The organism is Streptomyces sp. G45 (assembly GCF_049542095.1).
GTDB lineage: Bacteria > Actinomycetota > Actinomycetes > Streptomycetales > Streptomycetaceae > Streptomyces.
Genome location: NZ_JBMUZU010000001.1, coordinates 2,460,995 through 2,475,008, shown reverse-complemented (window position 1 = coordinate 2,475,008; position 14,014 = coordinate 2,460,995). Strand labels below are relative to the sequence as shown.

Sequence of the window (14,014 nt, the reverse complement as noted above, 5' to 3'; positions counted from 1 at the left end):
CGTCGCCGTTCATCGGCCCTTCGGGCCCTGCCCTCAATCGCCGGACGGGCTTCAGTCCCGCCGGGCGGACAGAAGGTCCTCCAACTGCTCCTCGCGCGCCTGCGCCGCCACGAACAGCAGCTCGTCGCCCGCTTCCAGGGAGTCGTCCGGGGTGGGCGTCAGGACGCGCGTACCGCGGATGATCGTGACGAGCGAGGTGTCCTCGGGCCACTGGACGTCGCCGACGCGGGTGCCCGCGAGGGCGGACTCCGGCGGCAGCGTCAGCTCGACCAGGTTGGCGTCGCCGTGGCTGAAGCGCAGCAGGCGCACCAGGTCGCCGACGCTGACGGCCTCCTCGACGAGCGCGGACATCAGGCGCGGCGTGGAGACCGCGACGTCGACGCCCCAGGACTCGTTGAAGAGCCACTCGTTCTTCGGGTTGTTGACGCGGGCGACGACGCGCGGGACGCCGTACTCGGTCTTGGCCAGGAGGGAGACGACGAGGTTCACCTTGTCGTCGCCCGTCGCGGCGATGACCACGTTGCAGCGCTGCAGCGCCGCCTCGTCCAGCGAGGTGATCTCGCAGGCGTCGGCGAGCAGCCACTCGGCCTGCGGCACGCGCTCCACGGAGATGGCCGTCGGCGCCTTGTCGACGAGCAGCACCTCGTGCCCGTTCTCCAGCAGCTCACCGGCGATGGAGCGGCCCACCGCGCCCGCTCCGGCAATGGCGACCCTCATCAGTGACCGCCCTCCTCGGGGCCCTCGGCGAAGGCCGCCTCGACCTTCTCGACATCGTCGGTGCGCATCATCACGTGCACCAGGTCGCCCTCCTGGAGCACCGTCTGCGAGGTGGGCAGGACCGCCTCGCCGAGCCGGGTCAGGAAGGCCACGCGCACGCCGGTCTCCTCCTGGAGGCGGCTGATCTTCTGGCCGATCCAGGCCTGTGAGGCGTGCACCTCGGCGAGCTGCACGCCGCCGGTGGGGTCGCGCCACAGCGGTTCGGCGCCGGAGGGCAGCAGACGGCGCAGCATCTGGTCGGCGGTCCAGCGGACCGTGGCGACCGTGGGGATGCCCAGGCGCTGGTAGACCTCCGCGCGGCGGGGGTCGTAGATGCGGGCCGCGACGTTCTCGATGCCGAACATCTCGCGGGCCACGCGGGCGGCGATGATGTTCGAGTTGTCGCCGCTGGAGACGGCGGCGAAGGCGCCCGCGTCCTCGATGCCGGCCTCGCGCAGGGTGTCCTGGTCGAAGCCGACGCCGGTCACGCGACGGCCGCCGAAGCCGGAGCCCAGGCGGCGGAAGGAGGTGGGGTCCTGGTCGACGACGGCGACCGTGTGCCCCTGCTGTTCCAGGGTCTGCGCGAGGGCGGAACCGACCCGCCCGCAGCCCATGATGACGATGTGCACGTGGCTACCCCGCGCTCCTCATGGCCCACTTGACCTGCGTAAATGCCCTACTCATGACTCTCTTCTCGGCGCGCTGCGCCGCCGTGGCGGCACTGTCCGCCCTGCGGCTCGCGGTGCGGGGCGCTCTCGATGGCCCGGGGCGTCTCCCGGTGCGCTTGCAGAGTCCACGGTAACGGCTTTCGTACGCGGGTCGGAGCCCGAGTGCGCCCTCGCTCCGCCCCGTGCGCTCACCCGGGCGGACCCGCCGCGCCCTCCCGCGGGCGGAACCCCGGGCCGGACGGGGCCGGGTGCGGGCCGGTCGGCCTAGTCGACCGAGCGCAGCATGCTTTCCATGGACTTGACCCGGACGTTCAGCTCGGTGAGCTGGGTGCGCACCGCGTCGGACTCGGCGCGGGCCGCCTCCACCGCCTGGCGGTAGCCCTCCATCGCCTCCGCGTACGCCCGGTCGCGCTCCCGGCCGCGCTGGGTCTGGAAGTACGCGACGGCGACGATGGCACCGGCGAGGATCACGAAGAAGGCGATCGGGATGATCGCGTCGCTCATTGGGGCGTCCCCTCAGAAGAGTGCTGTCCGGCCTCGCTCGCCCCGTCCCGCTGGGCAGCAGCCAGAATCGTATCCACGTTCAACTGCACGTCAAAGGGCGCCAGTTCGAAGTACTTGAGGGCCTTGCCGTCGTCGGACAGCTCCAGGCGGCTCGCCACCAGGCCCGCCTTCTCCAGGCGCTCCAGGTGCATATAGAGCAGCGGCCGGGAGACGCCGAGGCGGCGGGCGAGCTCGCTGACGTACATCGGACCGGGGGCCAGCTCCGTGATGATCCGCAGGCGCTGCGCGTGGCCCACCGCCGAGAGGAAGGCAAGCAGCTCCTCGCTGTTCATGGCCCGCCTCTGTGCCGTCCCGAAACCTGTTGGCCAAGGCTTACGCATGGCTTGAACCACTGTCAAACCCTCCGACGGGCCCGCTGCGGTCGCTCCGCGGTCGCTCCGTGGTCTGGAGTTCCGTGTTCCAGTCTGACAGTTGACTCCTTGATCCTTCACCTGTAAGTCTGCTCTTACATGTGAAGGATGTGAAGGGGGCAGTCGCCATGACGAGCGGGCCGGACGACGTGGAACGGCGAGGGTGGCGAGGACGGGGCGGCCCGGACGGCGGGGACGGCGGGGGCGGGCGGTCGGTGACGGTGCGGGTGGCGCGGTGGAGCGCGCTGCACCCGGGGCGGGCGATCGCGGGCTGGCTGGTGTTCGTGGCGCTGTGCCTGGCGGGCGGCCTGGCCGCCGGGACGAACGCCGCGACCTCGGCGGACTTCGGCGTGGGCGAGGCGGGCCGCGCCGAGGCGATGGCCGCGGAGGGCGGCCTCCAGACCAGGTCGACGGATCAGGTGGTGATCCGCTCCCGGTCCGGCCCGCTGGACCGCCCGGCGGCCGACCAGGCGGCGCGGGACGTCACCGCCCGCATGAGGAAGCTGCCCGAGGTGGCCGAGGTCGAGCCGCCGGTCCTCGCCGCGAACGGCAGGGCCCTGCGCGTACAGGTGGCCCTGGAGGGCGAGGAGCAGGACGACCGCGAGAAGGTGCCCGCGCTGCTCGCCGTGACCGAGCGGGTGCAGCGGGACCATCCGCGGCTGAGCGTGACCGAGGCGGGCAACGCCTCGGTGAGCAAGGGCGTCGAGGACCAGCGCGACGCCGACCTCGCCTTCTCGGAGAAGATCACGCTTCCGGTCACGCTGATCACGCTGGCCCTGGTCTTCGGCTCCGTGGTGATGGTGGGCGTGCCGCTGCTGCTCGCCCTCACCTCGATCGCGGCGGCGATGGGCCTGGCCATGGTCGCCTCGCACCTGGTGCCGGACACCGGCGTCGGCATGAGCATGATCCTGCTGATCGGCATGGCCGTCGGCGTCGACTACACCCTCTTCTACCTCAAGCGCGAGCGCGAGGAGCGGGCCCGCGCGGGCGGGCGGCTCCGCCCCGAGGCGGTGGTGGAGGCCGCCGCCGCGACGGCGGGCCGGGCCATCGTGATGTCGGGCCTCGCCGTGGCGGTGTCCACCGTGACGCTCTACTTCGCCGGGGACGTGATCTTCTCCTCGCTCGCCACCGGCACCATCCTGGTCGTGGCCGTCGCCGTCGCCAGCTCCGTGACGGTGCTGCCCGCGCTCCTCGCCAAGCTCGGGCAGCGCGCCGAGCGCCGCTCCGCACGCCGCGTCGCCCGGGGCAAGCCCCCCGTGCCGTACGCCTCATACACCTCGGACGCCTCGGATGCCTCGTACGCCGACAAGGGCGCCGGAAGGCTCTGGACGGCCCTGCTCGCCCCGGCCCGCAAGCACCCCGTCGCCACGCTCCTGACCGGCGTGCTCGCCCTGCTCGCCCTGGCGCTGCCCGCCCTGGACATGCGGCTCAAGGACCCCTCGCGGGACAGCTTCTCCCGGGAGATCGCCGCGATGCGCGACTACGACCGGCTGCTCGCCGACTTCCCCGACCTGCGCGTCCGCCACCAGGTCGTGGTCCGCGCCGACGCCGCCAAGGCCCCCGAGGTCGGCCGCGCGCTGCGGAAGCTGGACGCCAGGGCCCAGGCCGACCCGCTCTTCGCGCACCACCGGGGCGAGCCGCGCATCCGGGTCTCCGACGACCGCCGCGTCACCACCCTCGAACTGTTCGCCCCGCACGCGACGCACTCGAAGGACGCCGTCCGCTCCCTCGACCGCGTCCGCGACACCTATCTGCCCGCCACCGTCGGGGCCGTGCCCGGCGCCGAGGTCGCCGTCAGCGGCGACATCCCGCGGGGCGTCGACTACGTGGCCCACCAGAACGAGGCGATGCCCCTCGTCCTCGGGCTGCTGCTCCTGGCGACCTTCGCGATGACGGTGTATGCGTTCCGCTCCGTGGTGCTCGGCCTGCTCGGCGTCGTGCTCAACCTGCTCTCCGCCGCCTCCGCGCTCGGGGTGCTCGTCCTGGTCTTCCAGGGGGAGTGGGCCGAGGACCTGCTGTCCTTCATCTCGCTCGGCGGCATCTCCTCGCGCGTACCGCTGTTCCTCTTCGTAATCCTCTTCGGCCTGTCGATGGACTACCAGGTCTTCGTCGTCAGCCGGATCCGCGAGGCCGCGCTCGCGGGCGTGCCCACGCGGCAGGCGGTCCTGGACGGCATCGCGTCCTCCGCGAAGGTTGTCACCAGCGCCGCGATCGTCATGGTCACCGTGTTCGCCAGCTTCGTGATGCTGCACATCCTGGAGATGAAGCAGATGGGCTTCGTCCTCGCGGTCGCCGTGCTGGTCGACGCGTTCGTGATCCGCGTCATGATCCTGCCCGCGGCGCTGCTGCTGCTCGGCCGGGCCACGTGGTGGCCGTCCAGGGCGGTGCGGCGGGCGGAGGAGAGCCTGACGCGGCAGGCGCGTCAGGCGCGGGCGTACGGGGCCGCCGGGGGCGGCGGCGCGGACGCCGGGGGCGGGGAACCGCCGGTCACCGGGCCCGTGGGGGCCGGGGCGGCGCCCGGGCGGTGAGCGCGGGACGGGGCGCGCGCACGAGCGCGCGCCCCGGAGCGGTCCGGCCACTGCGCTCCCCGGCGGTCCGGCCACTGCTTCCCCCGGCGCACCCACCGGCCGGGCCGCGCTCCCGCGTACGCACGACACCGATCCGCGCAAGGCTTGAACATCTTTTTAACTTACGGACCGGGAACCCTTGACAAAGCGTGGGTACTGGGTGGGCGGCACCCTGAGGGAGCGCTTACGATCCTCTGCGTGTCCAAACTGACCGACGTGCCCAAACGGATCCTCATCGGGCGCGCACTGCGCAGCGACCGGCTCGGAGAAACGCTCCTGCCGAAGCGCATCGCCCTCCCCGTGTTCGCGTCCGACCCGCTGTCCTCCGTCGCGTACGCGCCCGGCGAGGTGCTGCTCGTCCTGTCCATCGCGGGCGTGTCGGCGTACCACTTCAGCCCCTGGATCGCCGTCGCGGTCGTCGTGCTGATGTTCACCGTGGTCGCCTCCTACCGGCAGAACGTGCACGCGTACCCGAGCGGCGGCGGCGACTACGAGGTGGCCAACACCAACCTCGGCCCCAAGGCGGGCCTGACCGTCGCCAGCGCCCTGCTCGTCGACTACGTCCTGACCGTGGCCGTGTCGATCTCCTCGGGCATCGAGAACCTGGGCTCGGCCGTGCCCTTCGTCGTGGAGCACAAGGTGCTCTGCGCGATCGGCGTCATCGTGCTGCTCACCCTGATGAACCTGCGCGGCGTGAAGGAGTCCGGCAAGCTCTTCGCGATCCCGACGTACGTGTTCGTCGCGGGCGTCTTCATCATGATCGCCTGGGGTGCCTTCCGCGGCTTCGTCCTCGACGACGCCATGAAGGCCCCGACCGCGGGCTACGAGATCAAGGCCGAGCACGAGGGCCTCGCGGGCTTCGCGCTCGTCTTCCTCCTCCTTCGCGCCTTCTCCTCCGGCTGTGCCGCGCTCACCGGCGTCGAGGCCATCAGCAACGGCGTCCCCGCCTTCCGCAAGCCGAAGTCCAAGAACGCGGCGACCACCCTCGCCCTGATGGGCGCCCTCGCCGTCACCATGTTCTGCGGCATCATCGGCCTGGCCATGGCGACCGACGTCAAGATGGCCGAGAACCCCGCCAAGGACCTCCTGGACAAGGGCGTGCCCGTCGGCGGCGACTACGTCCAGAACCCGGTGATCTCCCAGGTCGCCGAGGCCGTCTTCGGCAACGGCAGCTTCCTGTTCATCGTGCTCGCCGCCGCCACCGCCCTCGTCCTCTTCCTCGCCGCGAACACCGCGTACAACGGCTTCCCGCTGCTCGGCTCGATCCTCGCGCAGGACCGCTACCTGCCGCGCCAGCTCCACACCCGCGGCGACCGCCTGGCGTTCTCCAACGGCATCGTGCTCCTCGCGGGCGCCGCGGCGCTGCTGGTGTGGATCTACGGCGCGGACTCCACCCGCCTCATCCAGCTCTACATCGTCGGCGTCTTCGTCTCCTTCACGCTCAGCCAGATCGGCATGGTCCGCCACTGGAACCGCCACCTCGCCACCGAGCAGGACCCGACCAAGCGCCGCCACATGATCCGCTCCCGCGCGATCAACACCTTCGGCGCCTTCTTCACCGGTCTGGTCCTGATCGTCGTCCTCGTCACCAAGTTCACCCACGGCGCCTGGGTCGCGCTCCTCGGCATGGTGATCTTCTACGCGACGATGACGGCCATCCGGCGCCACTACGACCGCGTCTCCGAGGAGATCGCGGCCCCCGAAGGCCCCTCCGACGACAGCGTCCGCCCCTCCCGCGTGCACTCCATCGTCCTCGTATCCAAGATCCACAAGCCGACGCTGCGCGCCCTCGCGTACGCCAAGCTGATGCGCACGGACACCTTGGAGGCCCTCAGCGTCAACGTCGACCCGGCGGAGACCAAGGCCCTGCGCGAGGAGTGGGAGCGCCGCCACATCAGCGTCCCGCTGAAGGTCCTCGACTCCCCGTACCGGGAAATCACCCGCCCGATCATCGAGTACGTGAAGTCCCTGCGCCGGGAGAGCCCGCGCGACGCGGTCAGCGTGATCATTCCCGAGTACGTGGTGGGTCACTGGTACGAGCACCTCCTGCACAACCAGAGCGCGCTGCGCCTGAAGGGCCGCCTGCTCTTCACGCCGGGTGTGATGGTCACCTCCGTCCCCTACCAGCTGGAGTCCTCCGAGGCCGCGAAGAAGCGGGCCCGCAGGCGGCAGGAGTGGAACGCGCCGGGGTCGGTGCGGCGGGGGCCGGTGGAGAAGCGGGCGAAGGAGAAGAGCGGGCGGGGCTGAGCGGGGGCTGGCCCCTGGGCCCTGGGCGGGGGCCGCCCCCCTTGGCCTTCCGGCCACGTTCCGGCCGCCGCGGGCGCGGGGATGGCCCTGGCGGGCGGCCGGACCGTACCCACGTAGACTGGTGGGCTGTTGTCCGGCCGCTGACCGGTGGCCGCTGCGGCCATCCGGCCGACGGCCGCTCCGGCCGCTTACCTCTGACGTTGTGGAGTCACCCCGCCATGCAGGCAGAACCGAAGAAATCGCTGGTGGGGGAGGAGTACGAGGTCGAGGTCGGCCCCGTCGCCCACGGTGGCCACTGCATCGCCCGTACGCCGGAGGGCCGCGTCCTCTTCGTACGCCACGCCCTGCCGGGTGAGAAGGTCGTCGCCCGGGTCACGGAGGGCGACGAGTCCTCCCGCTTCCTGCGCGCCGACGCGGTGACGGTCGTGGCGGCGTCGAAGGACCGCGTCGAGGCGCCCTGCCCGTACGCGGGCCCCGGCCGCTGCGGCGGCTGCGACTGGCAGCACGCGAAGCCGGGCGCGCAGCGCCGCCTGAAGGGCGAGGTCATCGCCGAGCAGCTCAAGCGCCTCGCGGGCCTCACCCCCGAGGAGGCGGGCTGGGACGGCACGGTCATGCCCGCGGAGGGCGACAAGCTCCCGGCGGGGGAGGTCCCGGCGTGGCGCACCCGGGTGCAGTACGCGGTGGACGCCGACTCGGGCCGCGCGGGCCTGCGCCGCCACCGCTCGCACGAGGTGGAGCCGGTCGACCACTGCATGATCGCGGCGCCGGGCGTCAGCGAACTGGGCGTCGAGTCGCGCGACTGGACGGGCATGGAGTCGGTGGAGGCGATCGCGGCGACGGGCTCCCAGGACCGCCAGGTGATCCTGACCCCGAGGCCCGGGGCCCGCCTTCCCCTCGTGGAACTGGACAAGCCGGTCTCGGTGCTGCGCGTGGGCGAGAAGGACGGCGGCGTCCACCGCGTCCACGGCCGCCCCTTCGTCCGCGAACGCGCCGACGGCCGCACCTACCGCGTCGGCAACGGCGGCTTCTGGCAGGTCCACCCCAAGGCGGCGGACACCCTGGTGACGGCGGTCATGCAGGGCCTGCTGCCGCGCAAGGGCGAGACGGCGCTCGACCTGTACTGCGGCGTCGGCCTCTTCGCGGGCGCGATCGCGGACCGCGTCGGGGACGAGGGCGCGGTGCTCGGCATCGAGTCGGGCAAGGGGGCCGTCGAGGACGCCCGCCACAACCTCGCCTCCTTCGACCGCGTCCGCGTCGAACAGGGCAAGGTCGAGTCGGTCCTCCCGCGCACCGGCATCACCGAGGTCGACCTCATCGTCCTCGACCCACCCCGCGCGGGCGCGGGCAAGCAGACGGTCCACCACCTGTCCGGCCTCGGCGCCCGCCGCATCGCCTACGTGGCCTGCGACCCGGCCGCACTGGCCCGGGACTTGGGGTACTTCCGGGAGGGCGGCTACCGGGTGCGGACGCTGCGGGCGTTCGATCTGTTTCCGATGACGCATCATGTGGAGTGCGTGGCGATCCTTGAACCTGCTGGGAAGGGCCGCTGACCTGCGGTTTCACCTGGTGGGCATGATGTGCGCCGTGGGCGCTATGGGCGATATCTTGACGCTTGTTCGACGCACGTGACGCACATTTGACGCACGTTCTGATGAGCGTTTGGTGGGCGTTCGTGCTGGTGACGATGCGTCGGGTGCGGTCTGTCGGGGCCCGTTCCTTACTGTCTCTTGGTGAAAACCCGTGGGTTGTGGCCCACTTTGGGGCTCAGTAGGCGCGGGGGCCGTAGGGGCTCCAGTGGCCGAGGAACGGCTTGAGGTCGTCGCCACTGGGCTCGGGTGGGCTGGGCAGCTTCGGTGCTGAGGCGGAGTCGGCGAGGTGCTGAAGGTGGGCGTCTGCGAACGCCAGCCACGCCTCGATCTCGGTCCTTTCTTGACCAGGCGGCAGTGACGTGACCTGGTTGCGTACTGCTGTGACGTACTCGGTCAGGCGCTTGGCCTGGTGCCAGGCGTCTGCCTGTTCTCCGAGGTACTTGACGCGGTAGGCGTGGGCGTATGCGGCGCGGGCTTCGTGCATGGCGGCTTCCCAGCGCCGCTGCCGCTCCTCGCGGGCTTGCTGGTCTGCGCGGCGTTTACGTTCCGCGGCTTCGCCGCGGAGGCCGACTTCCTGCGCGATTTCGGCGAGTTGGTCTTCCAGCGGCCGGTCGGGTAGGTCGGCCCATTCGCTGGCGCGGTGTGGGGAGCCGCCGCGGAGGATGAAACGCAGGCGGTTGGAGGGGGTGTAGTCGAAGCGAGGGATGCGCATCCAGGAGTGCTTCTTGGCGTCGGAGAGTTCCTTGTCGGTGGGGATGTGTTCGCTGCGGTCCTGTTCTTGCAGAACGAGGAAGCCGACGCTTTCGCCTTGGGCGGTGATGGTGAAGTGTGGCGGTGCACTGCGGCGTCGATGGGGTGGGGGAGCGCCTTGTGTGGGGCCGAGTGCCGCCTTATGGCCTTGTGCACCGGTGGCAGTGATGAGGGCCTGGATGATGCGTAGAGCTCGGCCTCGGATGGATTTGGTCAGGCCCATGGGCTGTGGCTGCTTTTCAAGGGCGGCCACGACGGCGTGGGGTTTGGTGAGTCTGGCGGGCACGTGAAGTGGGGTGAGTTCGGCTAGGCGCCAGGCGGGGATGTCGGCGAGCTTGATTTCGTAGCCACGGTGGGTGCGGTATCCGTAGAGCTCCTGCGTGTGGGGGATCTTGCCGGACTTGCGGGCAGCGTTGACCCGTGATCCCCAATTGACTGCGTGCGGGCCGGACTCGATGGGCTTGATGAGACAGCCATCGTTCGCGGCCAGTTCTTCGAGGAGTTGGTCCGCGTAGCTCGTACGGGCCTTCGGCCCTGTCTTGGGTCGTGGAGGTGCCGGTTTTCGGCGGGGGCGCTCAGGTGGTTCAGCGTTCTGCTCCACGGGGCGGATGCCGCGTTCGGTGAGATGCTGCCGCCCTTTGTCGGTGAGATGGGCGCTCCAGTGTCCGCGGCGTTTGGTGATTTTGACGAGCCCTCGGTTCTGCAGGGCTTGCGCGCTGACCTTGTACGTGCTGTCCGGCCAGACTCCGTCGGGGCATCCCTGGCCCACCCAGTCGAGCACGGCTTGCTGCCGTTCGTTGAGGGTCTGTTGCATGTGGTTCTCCTGCCCGGGCGTGCTGCCCCCTCCGGAGACAATGCCCGTCGCTTCCGAGACATGCGGGGCAGCTGTCGGGGACCATCGTTCGGATGAGGTGTGCTAGGCGGCTCGTCTACAGCTTTTCGATGAAGCATCGGACGGCTCGGCCAGAGGTGAACATCCAGTGAGCCATCGTTCCCACAGGCCATCTTCCTCGGCTGGGCTCCATCGGTCAGGCCGGACCGCGACGCCGCTGAGCGCGCCGGACGGGGTGTGTAGGGGAGTGCGCTGTGGGCGGCGTGGTATCTGCGGGGTCGTTCGGCAGGGACAGAGGCTCAACAGGGCCTGGCGGTTGGCCATCGACTGTGTCCATGCCGGGCAGAAATGCAGGGTCTGGACCGGTGTGAGCGTGCCGTGCGCGCTCGGGTACGGGGAGGATGTGACGTCGGGTGAGTTCAGCGACGTCGATCAAGGGGGCGGTGACAATGCGGTTGAGGATCTCTGCCTGTTGAGGTTCTAAGTCTGTGAGATGCCTGAGCACGGCAAGGACTTCAACGAGTTCCCGGCTCCAGTCGGGTTCCCAGCGCTCGGGGCGCTCACGGTCGAGTTCACTGGTTACTTTGCCGGCGGTGCGGTCACTGCGGTACGCGAGCCAGCTGTCGAGCACGTTCCGCCCGCCCGTGGAGTAGTCGCGCATGCGTGGAGTAACACCGGTGAAGATACCGCCCTCGATAACAAGGTGCTGGTGTTCGACGTCGTAGTTGACGGTCGATGGGAGGCAGTCGGATGCGATCTCCCGGGCGTACGTGATCTCGGGGTGTAGGCGTCGCCACCAGTTCCATGTGCCTGCCGGGCGGCCGTCGTCGGGGTCGATGCAGCGTGTGCCGAACGTTGAGGCCCACAAGACGTGGTGCCCAACGCTGATGGCCTCATGCCAGAGGTCGCGATTGGAGGTCAGAGGGACACGTACACCGAGGGAGTTGAGGTCATCCGCATACCGCTCAGTGAAAGCGGGGTGGGCAGTTACAGCGGCGATATAGGCGAGCAAATCCTCGGGGAAGACTTGCTGGAGGCCGTAGGAGTTCGCGAGGTGGGGCAAGAGCCCTGGCGTGATGTTGGGGGTTCGGTCGGCGTGCATGAGAGGTAGGACACGGCCACCGTTTCCGTTGAAGTAGTGCATGTCGGGGACCAGGGCCGTGAAAAGTAGTCCCGCACCTGCCTGCAGGCGTTGGGTGTGTTGTTCGACTACGAAGATTTGGCCGTTGATATCGGCTTGCCACAACTCGGGGCGGGAAAAGTCGATGACGCGGCCGTCGGGTATGAGCCATTGGCGATCCAGGGCTCTACGGGCAATGCGTATCGGAGTGGGACAGGGGCCTCGCTCGATGCGCATGCAGATCGGTGGGTGGGGATGGCCCGGGATCTGGAGGGCTTCCTTGTCCAGGGTACGGTCTCGTGTCTCTTTGAACAGTTCCTGTTTCGTTGTGGGGTCGCGTTCTTGGACGAGGCGGTTCCAGCGTCGTTGCAGGATGGTCTTGGACGGGCTGATGACCCAGTTCCGGTTGGTCTTGATGCCAGGCTTGCACCAGGGCATTAGCTCGGTGAGGGCGGGGAAAGTGTCCCAGCCGCTCTGAGGGGCAGGTGTGAAAGGGGCGAGCTTGACAGACCGGGAAGTGCGCCAGCCGGGGCCGCTGATATGCAGGTTGTGCAGCTGCTCCTCTTTGCTCTGGCGGGTCCCATGAACGGCTGCGTAGTGGACGGGTGCCAAGTCCTCCTGTCGCTTGCCTTGCCGGCGGACGAAGATGGCGATGGCCAACTCCTGCTGGACTCCAGGGAAGAAGCGGCTGTTGAGCGGAGGCCTCTTGGTCTCGGGTGTGAGGTCGATGACCCAACCCTCTGTGCAGGTGCGTCGCAGGTAGGAACGCATGCCCTGGAAGCCGGCACTGCGGATGAAGCCGCCTGTGCTGACGAAGCAGACGACGCCGTGACGGTGATCGCCGTACTGGTCGAAGACTTTGTGGGTGGCCCAGCGCCAGAAGTAGGTGCACAGGCTCTTCAGTTTGTTCTCATACACGCCTGCCGTTCCGCGCAGCCGAAAGTCGTCCAGAGGCGGGGCGCCGCGACCCGGTGAGCCCTTCTCAATCCATCCACCCTGACCCTCTGCCTGTTCGCGATGGGGAGGATTGCCGATGACGACGGTGATGCGCTCGTTGCGCTGGATCGTGCTGGCTGCCTCAGCGTCATCACGTAAGGGCCCCCACAAGGCGCCATAGCGATCGAAGAGTTCACTTGGTCGCCAGGGGTCGGCGAGAGTGTCGGCCAAGTGCAGGCGCATGTCGCGCAACCGGACTCGGGCATTGAGGTGCCGGAGCATCTGCCCCACACGCATCTGAGCGACGGCAAAGGCGCCCATCTGCTTTTCGAATCCGATCAGTCGGCTTGCGAGTTCTTGCACGGATTCGGCTCGGAAGCCTTCGTTGCCACCTTCGGACCGTTTGCGGGCGACGAGGTCGATGATGCCGGTGAGGAAGGTGCCGGTTCCCATCGACGGGTCGATGATGGACACACCGGGGTCGGCAAAGCCATCCGGGCAGTCCAGGGTGGTTGCCAATACCTCATCAACCAGGCGGATCATCTCTGTCACTAGCGGGGCCGGGGTGTAGTAGGTGCCGGAGTCCTTGCGCAGCTCGGCGTCGTACTCCTGTAGGAAGTGCTCGTAGAGATGGATGTGGAAGCCAGGTTCGCCAGCGAGGGCACTTCTCCAGTCGATGGCGTCAATGACGCGGACGAGCATGTCCAGGCTGTCGCGGAATTCCCCCTCGACCTGGTCGGTGAGGATCTGCAAGGCACGGCCCATGACGGAGTGCTCATCCCCGAGCCGTCGGCCTATCTCGTGCAGGCTCATGCCAACCAGTGCCGTGTCGTTGCCTTCCGTGGTGTCGGAACCGGCAAGCAGGAGAGCAAAGGTGACGGACTGTGCGTAGCGGTCAGCAAAGGTTGCGCGCTTGTCCCGGTCATCCGTGGTCGGGAAGAGATCAACTTCGAGTGTGGAGGCCAGGTCGGTGAACGGGCGTTGGTGGTGCGGAAGGCCCGCTTCGGCATCGAGGCGATCGTGAACGGCATCACGCAGAAGTGCGCACAGTGGGGCGACCTGGGAGACCACCTCCCGCATTGACATCAGCGGGTGGGGTTGCCAGCCGAAGAATGCGATAAGCATCGCCTCGAAGGCGGCCTCGCTTGCGACCGGCAGTCGCAGGCGGGAGCCAGCGCTGTGTAGATCACCCTCGAAGTGGATGGTGTCGCCGTACTGCCGACCCGAGCGGTACATGATCCAGATCTGGCCGTTCGTGTAGATCAGGTTGGGCAGTTTCGCCATGCCTTCCCATTGACGGCGATCACGCTGGTTCAGACCGGCTGGATGGATCGTGCTCTTGTCGGGGCTTTTCAGCTCGACATAGCCGACGATGTTGCGCGGTGTCTTTCCAATCCGCACCGCCAGGTCAGGGCGTATCCGGTGCGCGGCAATGGCCACCTCGGCATGGAGGACCGCTTGCAGCCCCAACACCCCTGCTGCGTCGACGAGAAGGGTTTCGACTGCTCGGCGGATCGCGGCTTCCTTCTGTCCGTGCAGCAACGCCTGTTTGCACGTCGCACCGAATTCGCTGACGATCCTCCGAAACCGTTCCTTGCGCTGCATCCAGCCCCCCAGCGTCAGCACACCTCCACG

At 69.0% G+C, this 14,014-nt stretch carries 9 protein-coding genes; 3 read left to right on the top strand and 6 right to left on the bottom strand.

Features of this window, described 5'->3' with window-relative positions; translation table 11 throughout:
* Positions 1 to 51: 51 nt before the first annotated feature.
* The 4 genes from ACOBQU_RS09750 to ACOBQU_RS09735 all read right to left on the bottom strand — a co-directional run bounded on the left by ACOBQU_RS09750 (position 52) and on the right by ACOBQU_RS09735 (position 2,260).
* Positions 52 to 717 carry a potassium channel family protein gene (locus ACOBQU_RS09750; RefSeq protein WP_190139791.1) on the bottom strand — a complete coding sequence of 222 codons (666 nt, stop codon included), beginning with the start codon at positions 715 to 717 and terminating at the stop codon, positions 52 to 54.
* Positions 717 to 1,385 carry a potassium channel family protein gene (locus ACOBQU_RS09745; protein ID WP_423625833.1) on the bottom strand — a complete coding sequence of 223 codons (669 nt, stop codon included), beginning with the start codon at positions 1,383 to 1,385 and terminating at the stop codon, positions 717 to 719. Before ACOBQU_RS09745 ends, ACOBQU_RS09750 begins: the two co-directional genes overlap by 1 nt.
* Before the next feature lie 303 nt (positions 1,386 to 1,688).
* Positions 1,689 to 1,928, bottom strand: a complete 240-nt coding sequence (locus tag ACOBQU_RS09740; protein WP_423625832.1) for a hypothetical protein — start codon at positions 1,926 to 1,928, stop codon at positions 1,689 to 1,691.
* The gene (locus ACOBQU_RS09735) at positions 1,925 to 2,260 is read right to left on the bottom strand and encodes an ArsR/SmtB family transcription factor (RefSeq protein ID WP_423625830.1); all 336 of its coding nucleotides are present in this window, start codon (positions 2,258 to 2,260) and stop codon (positions 1,925 to 1,927) included. Before ACOBQU_RS09735 ends, ACOBQU_RS09740 begins: the two co-directional genes overlap by 4 nt.
* A gap of 206 nt (positions 2,261 to 2,466) precedes the next feature.
* On the opposite strand from ACOBQU_RS09735, the gene ACOBQU_RS09730 reads away from it, so the two are divergent.
* The 3 genes from ACOBQU_RS09730 (at position 2,467) to ACOBQU_RS09720 (ending at position 8,702) form a co-directional block, all read left to right on the top strand.
* Positions 2,467 to 4,866 carry an MMPL family transporter gene (locus ACOBQU_RS09730; RefSeq protein WP_423625828.1) on the top strand — a complete coding sequence of 800 codons (2,400 nt, stop codon included), beginning with the start codon at positions 2,467 to 2,469 and terminating at the stop codon, positions 4,864 to 4,866.
* 237 nt (positions 4,867 to 5,103) lie between these two features.
* A complete protein-coding gene (locus ACOBQU_RS09725) occupies positions 5,104 to 7,152 on the top strand; it encodes an APC family permease (protein WP_423625826.1) in 2,049 nt (682 codons plus the stop codon).
* Positions 7,153 to 7,370: 218 nt separating this feature from the next.
* The gene (locus ACOBQU_RS09720) at positions 7,371 to 8,702 is read left to right on the top strand and encodes a class I SAM-dependent RNA methyltransferase (RefSeq protein WP_423625824.1); all 1,332 of its coding nucleotides are present in this window, start codon (positions 7,371 to 7,373) and stop codon (positions 8,700 to 8,702) included.
* A gap of 214 nt (positions 8,703 to 8,916) precedes the next feature.
* Here the strand turns inward: ACOBQU_RS09720 and ACOBQU_RS09715 are convergent, their stop codons facing one another.
* Both ACOBQU_RS09715 and ACOBQU_RS09710 read right to left on the bottom strand, forming a co-directional pair.
* On the bottom strand, positions 8,917 to 10,305 hold the full coding sequence (locus tag ACOBQU_RS09715) for a hypothetical protein (protein ID WP_423625822.1): 1,389 nt from the start codon (positions 10,303 to 10,305) through the stop codon (positions 8,917 to 8,919).
* 214 nt (positions 10,306 to 10,519) lie between these two features.
* Positions 10,520 to 14,005 carry a type ISP restriction/modification enzyme gene (locus ACOBQU_RS09710; RefSeq protein ID WP_423625821.1) on the bottom strand — a complete coding sequence of 1,162 codons (3,486 nt, stop codon included), beginning with the start codon at positions 14,003 to 14,005 and terminating at the stop codon, positions 10,520 to 10,522.
* Between the last annotated feature and the right edge of the window lie 9 nt (positions 14,006 to 14,014).